16 protein-coding genes are annotated in these 17,869 nt (G+C 67.1%); 6 read left to right on the forward strand and 10 right to left on the reverse strand.

All coding sequences use genetic code 11. The features are described 5' to 3' along the window. Positions 1–163: 163 nt before the first annotated feature. The 3 genes from GFY24_RS02565 to GFY24_RS02575 form a co-directional block, all read right to left on the reverse strand. On the reverse strand, positions 164–1,036 hold the full coding sequence (locus GFY24_RS02565) for an alpha/beta fold hydrolase (RefSeq protein WP_153803274.1): 873 nt from the start codon (positions 1,034–1,036) through the stop codon (positions 164–166). 87 nt (positions 1,037–1,123) lie between these two features. Next, positions 1,124–1,696, reverse strand: a complete 573-nt coding sequence (locus GFY24_RS02570; RefSeq protein WP_153803275.1) for a TetR/AcrR family transcriptional regulator — start codon at positions 1,694–1,696, stop codon at positions 1,124–1,126. Beyond that, the gene (locus GFY24_RS02575) at positions 1,689–2,543 is read right to left on the reverse strand and encodes an alpha/beta fold hydrolase (protein ID WP_153803276.1); all 855 of its coding nucleotides are present in this window, start codon (positions 2,541–2,543) and stop codon (positions 1,689–1,691) included. The genes GFY24_RS02570 and GFY24_RS02575 overlap by 8 nt, the downstream gene beginning before the upstream one ends. 111 nt (positions 2,544–2,654) lie before the next feature. Between GFY24_RS02575 and GFY24_RS02580 the strand changes: the two genes are divergently transcribed. Beyond that, positions 2,655–3,119, forward strand: a complete 465-nt coding sequence (locus tag GFY24_RS02580; RefSeq protein WP_309230355.1) for a MarR family transcriptional regulator — start codon at positions 2,655–2,657, stop codon at positions 3,117–3,119. Between the two features lie 8 nt (positions 3,120–3,127). Here the strand turns inward: GFY24_RS02580 and GFY24_RS02585 are convergent, their stop codons facing one another. After that, positions 3,128–3,598: a hypothetical protein gene (locus GFY24_RS02585; RefSeq protein WP_153803278.1), complete on the reverse strand. Its 471-nt coding sequence runs from the start codon at positions 3,596–3,598 to the stop codon at positions 3,128–3,130. Positions 3,599–3,746: 148 nt separating this feature from the next. Between GFY24_RS02585 and GFY24_RS02590 the strand changes: the two genes are divergently transcribed. Then, on the forward strand, positions 3,747–4,406 hold the full coding sequence (locus GFY24_RS02590) for a DUF4097 family beta strand repeat-containing protein (RefSeq protein ID WP_153803279.1): 660 nt from the start codon (positions 3,747–3,749) through the stop codon (positions 4,404–4,406). Here GFY24_RS02590 and GFY24_RS02595 read toward each other — a convergent pair. Beyond that, the gene (locus tag GFY24_RS02595; RefSeq protein WP_153803531.1) at positions 4,390–7,536 is read right to left on the reverse strand and encodes a BTAD domain-containing putative transcriptional regulator; all 3,147 of its coding nucleotides are present in this window, start codon (positions 7,534–7,536) and stop codon (positions 4,390–4,392) included. The genes GFY24_RS02590 and GFY24_RS02595 overlap by 17 nt on opposite strands. A 72-nt stretch (positions 7,537–7,608) precedes the next feature. Between GFY24_RS02595 and GFY24_RS02600 the strand changes: the two genes are divergently transcribed. The 3 genes from GFY24_RS02600 (at position 7,609) to GFY24_RS02610 (ending at position 12,234) form a co-directional block, all read left to right on the forward strand. Then, positions 7,609–8,838 (forward strand): cytochrome P450, encoded by a 1,230-nt coding sequence (locus GFY24_RS02600; protein WP_153803280.1) that lies wholly within the window; start codon positions 7,609–7,611, stop codon positions 8,836–8,838. 175 nt (positions 8,839–9,013) lie between these two features. Further along, positions 9,014–11,401: an endopeptidase La gene (gene lon / locus GFY24_RS02605; RefSeq protein WP_153803532.1), complete on the forward strand. Its 2,388-nt coding sequence runs from the start codon at positions 9,014–9,016 to the stop codon at positions 11,399–11,401. 131 nt (positions 11,402–11,532) lie between these two features. Next, complete coding sequence (locus GFY24_RS02610) at positions 11,533–12,234, forward strand: endonuclease/exonuclease/phosphatase family protein (protein ID WP_309230357.1); 702 nt, start codon at positions 11,533–11,535, stop codon at positions 12,232–12,234. Here the strand turns inward: GFY24_RS02610 and GFY24_RS02615 are convergent. Next, positions 12,231–13,223 carry an oxidoreductase gene (locus GFY24_RS02615; protein WP_153803281.1) on the reverse strand — a complete coding sequence of 331 codons (993 nt, stop codon included), beginning with the start codon at positions 13,221–13,223 and terminating at the stop codon, positions 12,231–12,233. The two genes, GFY24_RS02610 and GFY24_RS02615, sit on opposite strands and share 4 nt — an antisense overlap. Positions 13,224–13,365: 142 nt before the next feature. Between GFY24_RS02615 and GFY24_RS02620 the strand changes: the two genes are divergently transcribed. Beyond that, positions 13,366–14,184 carry an alpha/beta fold hydrolase gene (locus GFY24_RS02620; protein ID WP_153803282.1) on the forward strand — a complete coding sequence of 273 codons (819 nt, stop codon included), beginning with the start codon at positions 13,366–13,368 and terminating at the stop codon, positions 14,182–14,184. Between the two features lie 36 nt (positions 14,185–14,220). Here the strand turns inward: GFY24_RS02620 and GFY24_RS02625 are convergent, their stop codons facing one another. The 4 genes from GFY24_RS02625 to GFY24_RS02640 all read right to left on the reverse strand — a co-directional run bounded on the left by GFY24_RS02625 (position 14,221) and on the right by GFY24_RS02640 (position 17,848). Beyond that, entirely contained in the window at positions 14,221–15,003 is a 783-nt protein-coding gene (locus tag GFY24_RS02625) for an enoyl-CoA hydratase/isomerase family protein (protein WP_153803283.1), read from the reverse strand. Positions 15,004–15,075: 72 nt separating this feature from the next. Next, a complete protein-coding gene (locus GFY24_RS02630) occupies positions 15,076–16,137 on the reverse strand; it encodes a DNA polymerase IV (protein ID WP_309230358.1) in 1,062 nt (353 codons plus the stop codon). Positions 16,138–16,171: 34 nt separating this feature from the next. Then, positions 16,172–16,666 carry a hypothetical protein gene (locus GFY24_RS02635; RefSeq protein ID WP_153803284.1) on the reverse strand — a complete coding sequence of 165 codons (495 nt, stop codon included), beginning with the start codon at positions 16,664–16,666 and terminating at the stop codon, positions 16,172–16,174. A 192-nt stretch (positions 16,667–16,858) separates the two neighbouring features. Further along, entirely contained in the window at positions 16,859–17,848 is a 990-nt protein-coding gene (locus tag GFY24_RS02640) for a methyltransferase (RefSeq protein ID WP_153803285.1), read from the reverse strand. Positions 17,849–17,869 lie beyond the last annotated feature (21 nt).

Genomic DNA, 17,869 nt, shown 5'->3' on the forward strand with positions numbered 1-17,869 from the left:
CCCGCTACCGCGATGCCCAGATGCGCTGAGGGTGACCCCTCTGTCCGCGTGGGCGGCGAACCCTCTGTCCGCGTGGGCAGCGAACCCTTGTCTGCGTGGACGCCGGCTCCTTTGTCTGGGTGGAGAGCGGCCCCGTTGTCTGTGTGGCGGGCGAACCCCCTCGTCATCCCGGCGTGCTTTTGGCCGGGATCTCGCGGCTGAAGTCACCGGCCACCGCGCCGGTTGTTGCCAGGAAATCGGTGATTATGGCGGTCACTTCGGGCGCGCGCTCCAACATCGGGACGTGACCGCAGCGGTTGAGCCATTCGGCGCGGTCCGGCCGCAACTGCGCGTTGAGTGTGCGCCCCGCGGCGGCGGACAGGACGCGGTTCTCGGTGCCCCAGATGGTGCAGATCGGGGGCAGGTGCTCGCGATCCGGCCAATCATCAAGGGCGGCAAAGGAAGACAGATCGCGAACCAGGCCGACCAGCGCGCGCGCCGGGAAGCCCGCCGAAAGCGGCTGCACGTAGGGGCATTCGCGATAGGCGCGACCGCTGGAGAACCAGGAGCGAATAGTGCCGCGCGCGAACCACTTCGGGGTGTGCCAGTCGAATACGGCACGGGCGGCGGAATCCGGTAGGCCACGGGTAATGCGGGCGGGAACGCGCAGATCACCGTGCATGGCGGTGGATTCGGTGAGTGGATTGATCGCCACCACCGCGCGGATCAGCTCCGGATACCTGCGGGCCAGGGTCAGGCTGATGGCCGAGCCGAGGCAATTGCCGACCATCGCGACCTCGGTCAATTCCCGGTCGAGCAGGAATCGCCGCACCAGTGCGGCGTATCGGTCGAGGGTGTAACCACTTTCGGGTTGATCGGCGGAGCCGTAACCGGGCAGATCCAGCGCGTACACCCGGTATTGCCGTGCGAGCGCGGTGATCTGGGGTGTCCAGATCACGTGTGAGGAGCCCGCATTGTGCAGCATCACCACCGGTGGACCGCTGTCTCCTCGCTGCATATAGGTCAAGCGGGTGCCGTCGTACGCGAAGGTTTGCATGGCGCTCCAGGTGGCTTCATTGCCGGTGGTTCTCCCATGGTCCTCCCGCAGGGCCGGGGGCTGAACCCGTTTCCTGGATTCGGCGTGTCAGGTGTGTGCGATCTCGGTGAGGCCGCGATCCAGGAAGCTGATCATCCAGTCGAAGCTGTCCTCGGCATCGTCGCTCCACTGGAATCCGTCCGATGCCTGCAGCGTCGCGTAGCCGTGGAAGGTGCAGCGCAGGGTGCGGATGGCATGCACCATCTGGGTTTCGGGGATGCCGTAGCCCTGCAGCACCGCCCGCATGGAGTCCATCACCCGTGAACTCGATTGCAGCAGTGGATCTTCGGGTCCGGCGAAGGTCGCCCCGACGGTGGCGGTGTAGCGGCCGGGATGCTCGACCACATATTTCCGGAAGGCATTCGCGAAGGCCGCGAGCGCGGCACTGCCGGAGCGGCCGTGCATGGCGTCGCGCAGGGTTCGGTCCAGTTCGGCCATGGCGAGGGCGGCGATACCGTGCTGCAGATCGGCCAGGCTGGCGATGTGTTTGTACAGCGAAGGCGTTCGCACGCCGAGCCTTTGGGCGAGCGGGCTCATCGCCAGGTTCGGGTAACCGAGCTCGTCGGCGAGTTGTGCGCCCGCCGCGACCACCTCGGTCTTGCTGAGTCCGGCCCTAGGCATGTGCGTGCTCCTTCAGGAACGGCAGGATGAGGTCGGCGGTCTGCTCCGGCGACTGCGCGTGCGGGTAGTGGCCGGCGCCCTCGACCAGGCCCAGGCTGCCCAGTCCGGCGGGGAGCGCGGCAATGACGGCCTTGCCCTCGGCCTCGGGGTTCGGGAAGTCCGGATCGGCGGTGCCCATGATGATGAGCGCGGGCTGGGTGACGTTCGGCAGCTGGGCCTGCGCGTCGGCGGGAGTCGACTTGCCGGTCTTCATGAATTCGGCGAGGCGACCGGGTTCGCTCAGCTTGGCGGTATTGGCGGCGATGTACTCGTCGTAGTCGGCGGGCTTGGTCGGGTAGGCGATGTTCAGGTATTTCTGCCACTGGCCCAGGCTCTTGAACATCATGGTGCCCATGAGCGCGAACATGCCGCGCCGGTAGCGGGACACGGTGAAAACTGCACCGACGGAAGGGGTTTGGGTGAGCGTGAAGGGGTTGATCTCCACAATGCCGCGCACCAGTTCGGGCGACTTGGCGGCGGCGATGGTGGCCGCGCCACCGGAGATGGAGTGCCCCACGATGATCGCGGGTCCGGCGTTCAGCTCGGCGATGACGGCGAGTAGGTCATTGGCAACATCGGTGCGGCTGATGGCCTCCTTACCGGTCGCGGATACCCAGTTCATGCTGGAGTCGCCGTGTCCGCGCAGGTCGGCGTTGACGACCCGGTAGCCGGCGGCGGCGATCATCGGAGCCAGGAAGCGGTAGGCCTGGCGACGGTCGCCGATGCCGTGCGAGAGCACTACCAGGGGGCCTTCGCCGATCGAGTCGTAGGCGATCCGGCCACCGTCGATGTCCAGGTAATCGGTCATGTCGTTCACTCCCTCAGGAAAGCTAACTGCGATAGCCATAAAGCTAATCTCTTTAGCCAAGCCCGTCAACCCCTGAATTCCCGCCAAACAGTTTCCATGTAATCTATGCAGGTGGCGGATGCCGAGAGTGATGTGAACGCGAACGTCGGCTACCTGGTCTGGCGGCTCTCCACCCGCTGGCGGGCCGTGCTGGATCGCGCCCTCTCCGCGCACGGGCTCACGCAGGCCCAGTACTCGGTGCTCGCCCCGCTCTACGGTCTGACCCGCGACGGCGCGCGCCCGAGTCAGCGCCGACTGGCCGACCTCACCGGTCTCGACGCCGTCTACATCTCCAAGCTGGTGCGCGCACTCGAGAAGCAGGGCTTGGTGATTCGCGCCGCGAGTACCTCCGACCCGCGCGCGGTGGAGCTCTCGCTCACTCCGCGGGGGGTTGAAACTGCCCGGCGCACAATCCAACTCGTGCACGAGATGCGCGATCAGCTCACCGCTCCCCTGGGCGGAAACGACAGCGAGCGCACCGCGGAGTTGGCGGCCATGCTGCGCGAACTCCTCGATGCGCCCGATATTGCCGAATAGTGCTGTCGCTAAGGCGTTTTCACAAGGTCTGTCCGGAGCTTCCCCGCACGCTCGATGACCGAGGCCAGCACCCGATGCGCGATGGCCAACTCCTCCGGAGTGGACCCGTCGAAGATGGGCCGGGTCAGCGGTGTGGTGGTCTCCATCAGCAGCTTCAACTCGGCGGACCCCGCGGCGGTCATTGCCAGTGGTCCCGGCCCATCGACCTCGGACCCGGTGATGAACCCCTTGTCCGCCATCCCGCCGAGTAGTGCGGCAGCGCCCGCCGCATCGACCCCGAGCTGACGCTGTCCGGCCAGATACCGATGGAAATCGGTGGGCACGGCGATCGGTCCGCGCGCGGTCAGTGCCCGCAGGACCGCGTATTCATTGCCGGTGGTGGTGAATCCCTGTGCGATGAGGGTGGCCTCGAGCAGGGCGGTGGCCGCCCCTTCCGCCTCGGCGATATCGCGGCCGGTGAGTGTCGGTTCGGTGGTCATGGCGAACTCCTGATCTGCGACGACTGTGCGTCCTAATACGTACAGTACATGGAAACTATGTCCATGGAAACTATATTCCCGAACGCATCAGCGGGCATGTCAGCTCCGCGTCAGGTCGGTATCAGCGGGGTTGGTGAAAGTACTCCACATGAACAACGCATTCCAGACCCCCGCCCCGATCGCCATCACCGTCGACGTGCTCAGCGCCGAGATCAAGGTCATCGCCTCCGACCGCACCGACACCGTCGTCACGGTCAGCCCGGCCGATGCCACTAAGAAGGGCGACGTCCGCGCCGCCGACCGGACCCAGATCGATTTCACCGCAGGCGTTTTGACGGTGCAGACGCCGAAGCAGTGGCGGACCTACACCCCCTTCGGCGGCAACCCGTCGATCGAGGTGACCATCGAGGTCCCCACCGGTTCCCGGTTGAAGGCCACCTCCGGGGTGGGCCGACTGCTCGGCTTCGGTGAACTCGGACGATGCGATCTGGAGATCTCCTGCGGCGATATCACCGTCGAGCACGTGAACGATTCGGTGACCGCGAAAACCGCCAAGGGCGATATCCGCATCGGCGCGGCCGTCCGCGGCGTACTGGACCTGGAGACCTGCATGGGCGAGCTCGAGGTCGGTATCCACCCGGGCAGCGCGGCCCGAGTGGAGTCCAATACCCAGAAGGGTGTCGTGCGGAACCAGCTGCCTCCGGTCGCCGGGCCGCACGGCATGGTGGAAACCGTGCAGGTTTACGCGCGAAACACCTGCGGCAACATCATCGTTCGCAGTGCCGGGGTGGTCAGCGCGTCAGCGTAGTGGTCACCAGTTCATGCCAGTTCGCTTCCGCCCCTTGCCTTGTCGCCTCGGTGAAGTTCGCTTCGCCGAGGCGATCCCGTACCGCCAGTTCGATTCTGATCGCGTCCGGTTGGGAGAGATCGGGCAGTCCGCGCACCGCGGCGCTCGCCGCGAGCAGTCGCGCGGCCTGTTCGTGCTGGTCCCCGCGCAATGCCAGGTCCGCGACCCCGACCAGGATCTGGGCGATGAGCGGCGCGTATCCGGTGGCGGATGCCGCCTGGAAGGCCGCGGCGTGCTGTTCGCGGGCTGCGTCGAGGTCGTCCGCGAGATAGCCGAGCAGATCGTGCACCATCGCGCCGATCTGTGGCTGTTCCGCGTCGCTACCCAAAGCCGTTGTAGCGAGCTCGATTTGGCGGTGGGCCTGTTCGGTATCGCCGTTCCAGCGGGCCAGCGCCGCCTTCGCCAGGGCCAGTTCGGCCAGTGCGCTCGGCCACCCGGCCAGGTCGGCGTACCGCTGTGCCTCGGCCATGGCGGCCGCGCTTGCCCGCGCATCGTCGAGCAGCCGATACAGCTGCGCCTGCCGCGATCGCATCCGGACCAGATCCTCGATCGCGCCGACCTCGGTGACCACCGCGATCGCCTGATCGAGATGTGCACAGGCACTGGCGAATTCGCCGCGCATGGCGATTCGATCCGCCAGTTCGGTCAGCGCGAACGATATGCCCCACCGCTCCCCGATCGCCCGGAATTCGGCGAGCGCGGTCTCGAGATATTCGTCCGCCTCCCGCGCCGGCCGGCCGAGCATGATCCGCATCTTGCCCAGTTGTAGCCGGGCCAGCGCCCGCACCCAGGGATCGTCATCGGCGAGTAGCGGTTCGAACGCGGTCAGCAGGGCGTCCGGCCCCTCCAGCAGGCGTTCGAGCGCGCCGATGAATCCCAGCAGCGGGTAGTGGGCCCCACTGCTGCGACTGAATCGCGCCGCCTTGCGGATCCAATCCTCCATCTGGCGTTCGTCATTGCGCCCGGAGGACAGGAAGTGCACGACCATCGCGTACACCCTGGCCCGGATCTCGTCGTCCACCTCGCCGGGCAGATCGGCGGCCGCGATGACCAGCTCCGTGCCCTCGGCCTTGTGCCCGCCGAGCCACCAGTACCAGCCCGCGGCGGCGGCGAGTTCCATTGCCCCCGTTGCGTCTTGGGAGGTGAGCGCGCCACGCATCGCGACGGCGATATTGTCGTGCTCGGCCTCGAGGATGGCCAGCCACTTCAATTGGTCGGCTCGGCGCAGGTGCGGTTCGGCGGTGTCGGCGAGTTCGGTGAAGTACCCGAGATGCGCGCGGCGCGCGGTATCCGATTCCCCCGATTCCGCGAGCCGGTCCCCCGCGTACTGCTTGATGGTGGTCAGCATCCGGTAGCGCGGTCCGCTGTCCCCGGTGGTGAGCAGCAGCGACTTCTCGGTCAGCGCGGTCAGCAGTTCGAGCACCTCCCACTGTTCGACCGCCTCGCCGACGCAAACCTGTTCGGCCGCTTCCAGACTCGCGCCGCCGGAGAACACCGCGAGCCTGCGCAATACCGTTCGTTCGGCGTCGGTGAGCAGCTCCCAACTCCAGTCGACCACCGCGCGCAGGGTCCGATGCTGCGGTATCGCGGTCCGGCTGCCGCCGGTGAGCAGGCGGAACCGATCGTCGAGGCGATCGGCGAGCTGATCGAGGGACATGGTGCGCAATCGGGCCGCGGCCAATTCGATGGCCAGCGGTATGCCGTCGAGCGCCCGGCAGACGCGCGCCATGGTCGGCAGCAGGCCGGCGTCGGTCGCGAGATCCTTGCGCACCGCACCGGCCCGGTCCCGCAGCAGTCGCACGGCCGGGGAGGATTCGATCCGGTCGGGGGTCGCGTCCGCGGCGGGCAGGGTCAGCGGCACCACCTGCCAGAGCGCCTCACCCGTAATGCCGAGCGGTTCCCGGCTGGTGGCCAGGATGCGCAGTTTCCGGCATTCGCCGAGCAGTCGGTGGGCGAAGGTCGCCGCGGCCTCGATGACGTGTTCGCAGTTGTCCAGGATCAACAGGGTTTCGCGTTCGCGGAGCGCCGCGATCAACCGGTCCATCGGTTCCGCGTCCGACGCGCCGCCGAGCAGCGCGTCGCGTAGTCCGAGTGCGGCGAGCGCCGATCGGGCGATATCACCGTCCGCGCCGACGGACGCCAACTCCACCAGCCAGGCCCCTTCGGGCAGATCGTCGAGGAGGGTCCGCGCGGTCTCCAGGGCGAGGCGGGTTTTGCCGGAGCCGCCGGGACCGGTGAGGGTGGTGAGCCGATGCTCGGCGATGAGTTCGCGCACGACCGCGATATCACCGTATTTGCCCACGTAGCTGGTCAATTCGGCGCGCAGGTTGGTCTTGCGGTCCTGCGTCTGTACCCCGAATTCGCCGCGCAGCAGTGCCACGTGCACCGCGGACAGCTCCGGCGAGGGATCCGCGCCCAGTTCGTCGGCGAGCGCCTCGCGGGCCTGCTGGTACACGGTCAGCGCCTCGTTGCTGCGGCCGGCGCCGCCGAGTGCGCGCATCAGCGCCGCGACCAGCCGCTCCCGCAAGGGATTACGGGATACCAGTTCGGTCAGCTCGGTGATCAGTTCTGTGCCCCGGCCGAGCCGGACCTCGGCTTCGTAGCGATCCTCCAGGGCAGCCAGGCGTAGTCCGTCCAGGCGGGTGACGACCGCTTCGAAGGTCTCGCTGTCCTGAATTCCGATGTCCTGCATGGGGTTACCACGCCACAGCTCGAGCGCTTCGCGCAGCAGCGGGGCCTGGTGGGCGTCGTCACCGCCGCGGGCCTGGTCGAGGAGCTGTTCGAAGCGCACGGCGTCGACGGCGCGCGGTTCCACCGTCAGCCGGTAGCCACCCGCCTGCGCGTCCAGTGACCCGTCCGGCAGCAGCCTGCGCAACCGGGAGACCAGCGCCTGCAGGGAGTTCGCCGCATCGGCGGGCAGCTGCTCACCCCAAATCCAGTCGACCAGTGCCGTTTTCGGGACCACGCGTCCGGGTTCGAGGGCGAGGGCGACCAGCAGCGCTCGCAGCCGCGCGCCGGGTATCTCGATGGATCCGCCGTTCGCTCCACGGATTTCGAGTGGTCCAAGCATCCCGATCTGCACCCGGCCCATTGTGCCGTGCACGAATTGACGTGTCAGGTCGGTGTCAGGTCGATATCAGCCGGGGCGGCGACAGTGCTTCTCATGAACACTGAAACGGCTTCCATCCCGCAGGGTCTGCCCATGGAGCGCAATGCGGGCCCCTTCGATCCGCCGCGCGAGATCACCGAGTTGCGTTCGGTTCGCCCGGTCAGTCCGATGGCCTTCCCCGATGGTCACGAGGGCTGGCTCGTCACCGGCTATGACGCGGCCCGAAAGCTGCTGGCCGACAACAGGTTCAGCTCGCGCCTGGATCTCGATGTCATCCACGTGCCGTACGAGATCCCCGGCATGCCCGCCGCCACCGAACCGTCCCCGCAGATTCCGGGCATGTTCATCGCCATGGACCCGCCGGACCACACCCGGCTGCGCCGCAAGCTCACCGGCGCGTTCACGGTTCGGCGCATGAAGGAGTTGCAGGACCACATCACCGATGTGGTCGAGCGGCAGCTGGATGCGATGGCGGCGCTGACCCCACCGGTCGATCTGGTCAAGGAGTTCGCGCTGCCGGTGCCCTCGCTGGTGATCTGCGAGCTGCTCGGCGTCCCCTACTCGGATCGCGCGAGCTTCCAAGCCAATTCGGCCCAGTTCATGGTCAAGGAGCAGCCCCTCGAGCAGAAGATCGGCGCGTACGTCGCACTCACCACCTACCTGGGTGATCTGGTCACCGACAAGCGCGCGGCACCCGATGAGGACATCCTGTCCGACCTGGCCCGCGATGACGACCTGAGCATCGAAGAGCTGACCGGTATCGCCTTCCTGCTGCTGCTCGCGGGGCACGAGACCACCGCGAACATGCTGTCACTGGGCACTTTCGCGCTGCTGGAGCATCCGGACCAGGCGGCCGCACTGCGCGCCGACCCGGACCTGTTCCACGATGCCGTCGATGAGCTGCTGCGCTATCTGTCGGTGGCCGATATCTTCTACCGCTACGCCACCGAGGACATCGAGCTCGGCGGGGAGATCATTCCCAAGGGCGCGACCGTCGTGGTCTCGCTGCTGGCCGCCAATCGCGATCCGCAGCGCTTCGAGAATCCGGACACCCTGGATGTCTTCCGTCAGGCGCGCGGTCACCTGGCCTTCGGCCACGGCGTCCACCTCTGCCTGGGGCAGCAATTGGGTCGCCTGGAGATGCGGGCCGGGTTCGCCGGACTGCTGCGCCGGTTCCCGACGCTCGAGCTCGCCGTCCCGGCTTCCGAGGTTCCGCTGCGGACCGACATGAACATCTACGGCGTCCACGAATTGCTCGTGACCTGGACTGATACGGCCGAATAAGCCCGTTCGCCGGGGGCGAACAACATATACGGAATTAGTCGGCGGGGTGGGCAGTTGACTGGGTAACGCTCAACCTGAGTTGAGTAGCAGACGCTCAATCTTGGAAGAGGTAGACGTGACCAACCCACAGAACCTGCCGGTCCTATTCCTGACCGATCCGATCGTGCTGCCCGGCATGATCGTGCCGATCGAGCTGGACGAGTCCGCACAGGCCGCAATCGATGCCGCACAGGCGGGCAAGGTCAACCAGGTGTTGGTCGCGCCTCGCCTCGACGAGGGCTACGCCACCTACGGCGTGGTCGCTACCATCGAGCAGGTCGGACGCATGCGCGGCGGCGCCCCCGCGGCGGTGCTCAAGGCCGAGGGCCGAGCGAAGATCGGACACGGCGTGACCGGTCCGGGCGCGGCGCTCTGGGTCGAGGCCGAACCGGTCGAGGTCCCCGAGTCCGACGGCCGCACCAAAGACCTTGCCGCCGAATACAAGAAGCTCGTCGTGGCAGTACTGCAGCGTCGTGAGGCGTGGCAGGTCATCGACGCCGTCAATCAGCTGAACGATCCGTCCGCCATCGCGGATGCCGCCGGTTGGGCTCCCTACCTGAGCCATGACCAGAAGCGGGAACTGCTCGAAACCCTGGACGCCGCAACCCGGTTGACCAAGTTGATCGAGTGGACCAAGCAGCACATCGCCGAGACCGAGGTCAACGAGAAGATCAGCGAGGAGGTTCGCGAGGGCGTCGAGAAGTCGCAGCGCGAATTCCTGCTGCGCCAGCAGCTCAACGCGATTCGCAAGGAGCTGGGCGAGGGCGAACCCGACGGTGCGGACGATTACCGCACCCGCGTCGAGACCGCCGATCTGCCGGACAATATTCGCGAGGCCGCGCTGCGCGAGGTGGATCGCCTGGAGCGTTCCAGCGATCAGAGCCCGGAGTCGGGGTGGATCCGCACCTGGCTGGATACCGTCCTGGAGTTGCCGTTCAGTGTGAAAACCGCTGACAGCAGCGATGTTTCGGCCGCTCGCGCGGTGCTGGACGCCGATCACCACGGCCTGGACGAGGTGAAGGACCGCATGGTCGAGTACCTCGCGGTGCGTGCCCGCCGGGCCGCGCGTGGCCTGGAGGTCGTCGGTGGTCGTGGCTCCGGCGCGGTGCTGGTGCTGGTCGGTCCGCCCGGTGTGGGTAAGACCTCGCTCGGTGAGTCCGTGGCACGGGCACTGGGCCGCAAGTTCGTTCGCGTCGCCCTGGGTGGTGTGCGCGACGAGGCCGAGATCCGTGGTCACCGCCGCACCTACGTGGGCGCACTGCCCGGTCGGATCGTGCGCGCCATGAAGGAGGCGGGTTCGATGAATCCCGTTGTCCTGTTGGACGAGATCGACAAGGTCGGCTCCGATTTCCGTGGTGATCCGGCGGCGGCGCTGCTCGAGGTCCTGGACCCCGCGCAGAACCACACCTTCCGCGACCACTACCTGGACCTGGACCTCGACCTGTCCGATGTGCTGTTCATCGCGACCGCGAATGTCATGGACACCATCCCCGGCCCGCTGCTGGACCGCATGGAGATCATCACCGTCGACGGTTACACCGAGGACGACAAGGTCGCCATCGCCCGTGACTTCCTGATCCCGCGGCAGCTCGAGCGCAACGCGCTCACCGCCGACGAGGTACAGATCACCGACGAGGCGCTGCGCGAGGTCGCCGCCAACTACACCCGGGAGGCCGGTGTCCGCCAGATGGAGCGCCTGATCGCCAAGGCGCTGCGCAAGGCGGCCACCAAACTGTCGGAGTCGGCGGTGGTGAACGCGGCCGAAAGCATCATCACCTCGGGCGAGTTCGTGCCGGACACCCCGGCAGAGCCGGGCTACGAAAAGGCGCTGGGCTACGAGAAGGTGTCGGCCCCGGACCGTCTGGTGATCGGCTTGGGCGACCTGAAGGATTACCTGGGCCGTCCGCGCTTCACCCCCGACGGGGTGGAACGCACCGCGGTCCCCGGTGTGGCAACGGGTTTGGCCGTGACCGGTGCCGGTGGCGATGTCCTCTACATCGAGGCCAACGCGGCCGAGGGCGACCGCTCCCTGACCCTCACCGGTCAACTGGGTGACGTGATGAAGGAGTCGGCACAGATCGCCCTCACCTACGTCCGCTCCCACCTGGAGGAAATCGGTATCGAACCGAAGGTCCTGGACCGCAATATCCACATCCACTTCCCGGCAGGCGCGGTCCCCAAGGACGGCCCGTCGGCAGGCGTCACCATGGTCACCGCCCTGGTGTCCTTGGCCCTGGGCCGCCAGGTCCGAGCGGATGTCGGTATGACCGGCGAGGTCACTTTGAACGGCCGAGTCCTCCCGATCGGTGGCGTCAAGCAAAAACTCCTCGCCGCCCAGCGAGCGGGCCTGAAGACCGTCTTCATTCCCGCCCGCAACGAACCCGACCTCGACGAAGTCCCCGCCGAAGTCCTGGCAGCCCTGGATGTCCGCCCCGTCGCCGACGTGGCCGAAATCCTCGCCTACGCCATCGAACCGGTCATCGAACCGGCTCTCGACGGCCGCCCCCTGAGCGCCACCGCCTAACCCGCGACCGCTCACCATGAGGAGCCCGTGCGTGTGTCCCCCACGCCCGGGCTCCTCCCCATTTTCCGGCCACGGACCGTGCGTGTTTCACATGAAACGCTCTCCGTTCGCATCTCGTAACCTGGCAATTTGTGATCACTGTTGCCACTTGGAATGTCCTGCATCGTGTACACGCCGATAACTGGGACAGGGGATTCGGTGCGCGCTGGCCCGATGAGGCGGTGCGGATCGCCGGTGTCACGGCGGTGGTGGGCGGGAGGTCCGAGCAGGTCATCGCCTTGCAGGAGGTCAGTGGCGATCAGCTGGCGAGCCTTCGGGCCGCGCTGCCGGAGCGGAACTTTCATGTCTTGCGGTATCCGCGGGTGCCGCGGCCGCGACGGGTCGAGTCGGTCCTGAAGGATCGCGCCGAATATCTGGTGTTGATCGTCGACGGAGCCGGGCGGGACTTCGCGGGCGGGGACTTCACGAGTGATCCGGGAAAGGGCTATCTCGCCGTGGAGGTGGAGGGGGTGCTCGTGGTCGCCACGCATGTGACCGGTGACGATCGGCGGGGTGGGCAGTTCGCACGGTTGCGTGAGCTGGCGTATGGACCTGCGGTGCTGCTCGGCGACTTCAATGCCGGTCGGGACGAGGTCGGCGTCGCATTGGGCGCGGATTACCTCGTCGCCGAATTGCCGGCGGATTCCATCGCTACCCGGCCGCGTAGTTCGGGTGCGGCGAAGTCGCAGTTCATCGACCATGTGGTGGTGCGCGGAATACCGGTGCGGGACACCGCTGTCCAGGATGTGGCCGGGGTGTCCGACCACAACCTGGTGCGGGCGACGGTCGGCTAGAACTCCCCTGCCACCGCCAGGACGGTGCGGCCGGAGTGGGTGCCCTCCAGGATGGAGTGCAGGACCGCTTCGGCTTCGGTGATGGGGGCGTAGTTCTCCAGCAATGAGAGATGCCGGGGTTTCAGGTCTTTGGCGAGGCGGGCCCAGAGTTCGCGGCGGGCCGCGATCGGGAAGTGGGCGGAGTCCACGCCGAGCAGGGAGACGCCGCGGAGGATGAAGGGCATGACGGTGGTGGGGAGTTCGGGGCCGCCGGTGAGGCCCGAGGCCGCTACCGCGCCACCGTATTTGATGGCCGACAGGATGTGGGCGAGGGACGTTCCGCCGACGCTGTCGACGGCCGCGGCCCATTGTGCCTTGCCCAGGGGGCGGAGTTTCTCGCCTTCGGCGGGGAGGCGGCCGATTACCGTCGACGCGCCCAGAGCCGTGAGAAGTTCGGTCGCACCGATCTTTCCGGTGGAGGCGATCACCTCGAACCCGAGGCCGGACAGGATGTCCACCGCGACCGTGCCGACCCCACCGGTCGCACCGGTGACCAGCACCGGACCGGACTCGGGGGTGATGCGGTGGTCGAGTAACGCCTGCACGCTCATGGCCGCGGTGAAACCGGCGGTGCCCAGGGTCGCCGCCTCGCGCGGGGTGAGGCCGTCGAGCTTCACCACCCAGTCGGCGGGGACGCGGGCGTATTCGGCGAAACCGCCATTGTGTGCGACGCCGATGTCGTAGCCGTGCGCGATGACCAGGTCGCCGGGGGCGAATTCCGGAGTGTCCGAGGCGAATACCTCGCCGGTGATATCGATGCCGGGGATGATCGGATACTCGCGGACCACACCGCCGCCGGGTGTGATGGCGAGTCCGTCCTTGTAGTTGGCGCTCGTGAAGTGCACCTTGATCGTCACGTCGCCGGGGCCGAGGAGGTCGTCGCCGACCGTCTCGCGGACGAGTGAGATCCCGCTGTCCGTCTCATGTGCCACCATCGCCTGGAACTCCATGCACCGAGCATAAGACTCCGCTGCTGGTCAGGGCAGTCTTCCGGACGGAATCGGTGACTTTACCTCGTACGTAATCGCTCTCGTTCCCGCGGCACGGCATAGTTGTCTTCAGCACAGCGAAAGCCAAAGGAGCGCAGCCGATATGCCTTACTTCCAGACCACCGACGACACCACCCTCGCCTACGAGGATTACGGAATCGGGGCTCCGATCGTGTTCGTGGCGGGCTGGTCCCTGCACTCGGATATGTGGGAGTACCAGCTGCATTACTTCCTGGAGCACGGCTACCGCTGCATTCTGGTGGATCGCCGCGGGCACGGTCGCTCGGATCGTCCGGCCACCGGCTATGACGTGAACACCCGCGCCGACGATCTGGCCGCCCTGATCGATCACCTGGACCTGAACGATGCCACCCTGGTCGCACATTCGGCGGGTGGCGGAGAGGTGGTGCGCTATCTGGCCCGGCATGGTCAGGACCGGGTGAGCCGGATCGCCCTGTTGGCCCCGGCGATCCCGTTCATGTGCCAGACCGAGGACAATCCCTTCGGCGCACCGAAGGCGGTGTTCGAAGCCTCGGCGGCGCAGCTGAAGTCGGATCGCCCGCAGTGGTTCGCCGAGCGCGCGCAGGGCTACTTCGCGACGCATCTGCGCCGCGGCACCTCGCAGGCTGTGATCGATATGGAGATCGGCCGCTGCCTGTCGGCCTCCGCCTACGCGACGATCGCCGTGCAGCGGGAGCTGTTCAACTCCGATCACCGCCCGGATGTGGCCGCGGTGACGGTCCCGTTCCTGCTGCTGCACGGCCTGGCCGATCAGTCGATTCCGATCGATATCACCAGTCGCCAGGCCGTGAAACTCGCGCCGCACGCGGTGCTGAAGGAGTTCTGGGATGCCGGGCACGGCCTGTACATCACCCATGCCGCCGAGGTGAACGCGGAAATCCTGGAGTTCCTGAAGAACTGACCCGGTTCCCGCGTTCCCGGCGAATCACCGTGTGGCTCAGGCGAACTTGGGTGCGCGCTTGCCGACGAACGCGGCAATCCCCTCGGCCCCGTCGGCGGATTCCGCGCAGTGCGTGATGAACGCGGCCTCGGTGGCCAGCTGCTCCTCGAGGGTGTGCTGCGAAGAAACCAGCAGCAGCTTCTTCACATTCGCATTGGAGCCCTTGGGTCCCCGCGCGAACTGCTGGGCCAGCTGTTCGATGGTGTCGGCGAGTTCGGCGTCCGGCACCACCCGGTGCAGCAGTCCCCAGTCGAGGGCTTCGGCGGCGGTGAGCACCCGGTTGGTGAGCATCAGATCCTGGGTGCGGCGCACCCCGATCAGGCGCGGCAGGTAGTAGGACGCGCCGCCGTCCGGGCTGAGCCCGACCTTGGTGTACGCCATGGTGAGGGCGGCGGATTCGCCCGCGACCACCAGGTCACCGGCGACCGCGAGGCTCATACCCGCACCGGCGGCGGTCCCGTTGACCGCGGTGATGAGCAGTGCGTCCATCCGCGCCAGCGTCGAAACCGCCTGGTGCAGGGTGTCGGCCAGTTTGGCGATGAATTCGCGGGTATCGGGGCTGTCGGCCATGGCGCGCAGATCCCCACCGGCGGAGAAGAACTTCCCGGCACCGGTGAGCACCACGACCTTGATGGCGGGATCTTCGGAGCAGTAGGTGGCGGCGGCTACCAGTTCCTCGGAGAGCGCCTGATCGAGACCGTTGGCGGCGGTGGGCCGGTTCAGCGTGATGCGGGCGATCGGTCCGTCCGTCACGAAGCTGATGTTCTGGTAGTTGGTCATTGTCCGGTGCTGCCTTCCGTCGGTATGCCTGGTCCCAGCATGACAAACGCGATGTGCGTGGTCGGCGTGCGGTCACGCTCCGAATTCGACGCGCACCCCGAGCAGCCGGATCGGGCGGTCGAGTTCGAAGTTGTGCAGTACCCGTAGCGCGGTCCGGACCACCTCGTCCACATCGGTGGTCGGTTGTGGCAGTTTCCGCTGTTTGGTGCGGGTGAAGAAGGTTTTGGTGCGCACGGTGACTCCGACCCGGCCCACACTGCGCCCGCCGGCGAAGGTCTCCTCGGCGACCTGGGTGGCCAGTTCGGTAATGGCGGCATCGAATTCCGCGAGTTCGGTGAGGTCGGTGGGGAAGGTCTCGGAGCGGGAGTGTCCGACCGGTTCGCGCGGTTCCGCGATATCGGTATCGCCCACGCCGTGCCCGAGCACCCAGAAATACGGTCCGGTGTTCGGGCCGAATTCCTTGGCGAGCAGTTCCTGATCGGCGGCGGCGAGATCGGCGATGGTCTCGATTCCCATGGCGCTCATGCGTTTCGCGATACGCGCCCCGATGCCCCAGAGCGCGGTGGCGGGGCGATGCGCCATGAGTTCGGTCCAATTATCGGCGGTGAGCCGGAATATCCCGGTGCCGCCGTCCCGAATGGTGTCCGAATCCCCGGTCTTGCCCACGGCTTTGGCGAATCCGGTGGCGAGTTTGGCGCGGAGTTTATTGTCTCCGATGCCGACCGCGCAGGTCAGCCCCAATTCTGCGATGGCGGCGCGTATTTCACGGGCGAGCTGTTCCGGGTCGTCGGTGTCGACGGCGAGAAAGGCTTCATCGAATCCGAGTACCTCCACCCGCCCCGGAAAGGTCCGCAGCAGCGCCATGATCTCCTCGGACGCCTCCGCGTAGGTGGCGAGATCCTGCGCCAGGAATACCCCGTCCGGGCAGAGCCGCAGCGCCGATTTCAGCGGCATTCCGGCGCGCACCCCATGCGCTCGCGCCGGATAGGACGCGCAGGAGACCACCTTGCGCGGCTCGGCCGGATCCCCGCTCCCGCCCACGATGACCGGCTGCCCGCGTAGCTCGGGATGCCGCCGGAATTCGACCGCGGCCTGGAATTGGTCGAGGTCGACGTGCAGCAGCCAGCGCGTCACCCTCTGTTCCTACCGCATCCGGAAATCGGTGACCTCAGCGGTCTCCGCGCAGCCACCCCTTCGGGGAACGGAACGCATAGCGCGCCTTGAGCGCCCCGGATTCCACCCGGCCCTCGATGCGAATCAGCGGCGCGCCGGGAAAACGCGGCAGGGTCACCCGATTCGATATGTGCCCGCCGGTGCCGAATTCCACCGCATCCAGATCGACCCGCCAGCCGCGCGGCACGATCACCACGATCGTGCCGGAGCCGGCATTGATTCGGATATCGATGGCGCGCCGGGAGCAGTAGGCCTGGGTGAAGTCGATAACGACTTTGCCCGAGGTGCATTCGGCCACCAGCTTTTCCGGCACCGTCCACTGATCGCCGGTGCGGCGGGATTCACTGGTTACGCGTAACTCCAGCGGCGGCGGCGCTGCCGGGCTGGGCGTTCGCTGCTGCGCGCCACTATTACGGGCGGCAGCGGCGAAACGCTGCAAATCATCGAAACCGAAGGCGGGCACCTGCCGCTGCTCCGTGGTACGGCTCACCGAGACTCCTCCCCCGGCATGTGAAACAAGCATCCGACAGCTGTGCCAGGGAACCCGAATTATGCCGTATAGCAGGCTATTTGGGACCGGCCGTACTCTAACGGAACGGTCACAGGAGGATGTCGCGCCGATACCGCCGACAATGCATTCTCACTTGATCTTGCAAACGTCGTAGCACCGATTCGCTATGGGTCAGCGGCGGCCGAGGTGAATTGTGGTGGCGCCCAACAGGAAAATATCGTCGCGCGCGCCGATATAGGTGTCGGCGGCGGGATCGAGCAGCAGGTCGAGGGCCTTACGGTCATCCGCTGTGATGTTGTCGCTCATACGGTTTCGCAGACCGTCCAGCCAGTTGGTGACGCTCTCGCGCACCTCGGGGGTGGCGGTGGGCTGATCGGTGAGGACGCTGAACGAGCTGACCTCGGTAAGGCCCGCGCGGGTGAGGGCGGTGCCCCAGCCGTACGGCATGGGCACGGTGCCGGTGATCTCGGCGCGCATTCGGCCGAAGAATTCGTCGCGGACCGCGAGCAGCCGATCCTGCAGCCCGGCGGTGCCGACACCGAGATCCCATGGCAGGCAACGCAGGGGCAGTCCGCCCTCGGCGAGCGCCAGCCAGCCGCCGGTGCGCACCAGCTTGGCGAGCCGATCGGTACCGGCCTGCTGATCGGGCAGGTGGTGCACCATGCGCGAGGCCCACACCAGGTCCGCCTGCGAGACGGCATCCAGGACACTGTCCGCCGCGGCATCGACCAGTACGGTTTCGATGCTCACCCGGTTGTCGCCGCCGAGCGCGGCCGCGGTGGTCGCGCGGGCGGCGTCCAGTAGTTCCGATACCGCGTCGGCGATGATCAGCCGCCCGCCGCCGCGCGCCGCGAGCTCGCGTGCGAAGGCCGCGCTCTGCCCGCCCGCCCCGGCCCCGATATCCATGACCACCGGTTGTGCACCGGTCCCGGTGAGCAGTCCGATCAGCCGCTGGGCGATCTGCGCCTGGGCGTCGGCCGCCATGGCGTCTTCCCGGCGCAGATGCCCGATCTGCGTGGCCCAGTCGATGCTGTCATGGGTGTGATCGTGGCCGTGCCCATGGGAGTGGCCGTGTGCGTGCCCATTTCCCGGCGCGGCGTGCTCGCCCTGGTGTGTCGTGGTTCCGTGTGAATGCGAGTGCCCGTGCGTGTGTGCTCCCATTCCTACGACGTTATCGAGATT

This window comes from Nocardia sp. SYP-A9097 (assembly GCF_009649815.1).
In the GTDB taxonomy this organism is placed as follows: domain Bacteria; phylum Actinomycetota; class Actinomycetes; order Mycobacteriales; family Mycobacteriaceae; genus Nocardia.

Coding starts and splice junctions, on each gene's coding strand:
- GFY24_RS02640 (WP_153803285.1), bottom strand. CDS start 17,848: ATGGGAGCACACACGCACGGGCACTCGCATTCACACGGAACCACGACA.
- GFY24_RS02625 (WP_153803283.1), bottom strand. CDS start 15,003: ATGACCAACTACCAGAACATCAGCTTCGTGACGGACGGACCGATCGCC.
- GFY24_RS02595 (WP_153803531.1), bottom strand. CDS start 7,536: ATGGGCCGGGTGCAGATCGGGATGCTTGGACCACTCGAAATCCGTGGA.
- GFY24_RS02570 (WP_153803275.1), bottom strand. CDS start 1,696: ATGCCTAGGGCCGGACTCAGCAAGACCGAGGTGGTCGCGGCGGGCGCA.
- GFY24_RS02600 (WP_153803280.1), top strand. CDS start 7,609: ATGAACACTGAAACGGCTTCCATCCCGCAGGGTCTGCCCATGGAGCGC.
- GFY24_RS02585 (WP_153803278.1), bottom strand. CDS start 3,598: ATGACCACCGAACCGACACTCACCGGCCGCGATATCGCCGAGGCGGAA.
- GFY24_RS02575 (WP_153803276.1), bottom strand. CDS start 2,543: ATGACCGATTACCTGGACATCGACGGTGGCCGGATCGCCTACGACTCG.
- GFY24_RS02615 (WP_153803281.1), bottom strand. CDS start 13,223: ATGGAGTTCCAGGCGATGGTGGCACATGAGACGGACAGCGGGATCTCA.
- GFY24_RS02565 (WP_153803274.1), bottom strand. CDS start 1,036: ATGCAAACCTTCGCGTACGACGGCACCCGCTTGACCTATATGCAGCGA.
- GFY24_RS02620 (WP_153803282.1), top strand. CDS start 13,366: ATGCCTTACTTCCAGACCACCGACGACACCACCCTCGCCTACGAGGAT.
- lon (WP_153803532.1), top strand. CDS start 9,014: ATGATCGTGCCGATCGAGCTGGACGAGTCCGCACAGGCCGCAATCGAT.
- GFY24_RS02590 (WP_153803279.1), top strand. CDS start 3,747: ATGAACAACGCATTCCAGACCCCCGCCCCGATCGCCATCACCGTCGAC.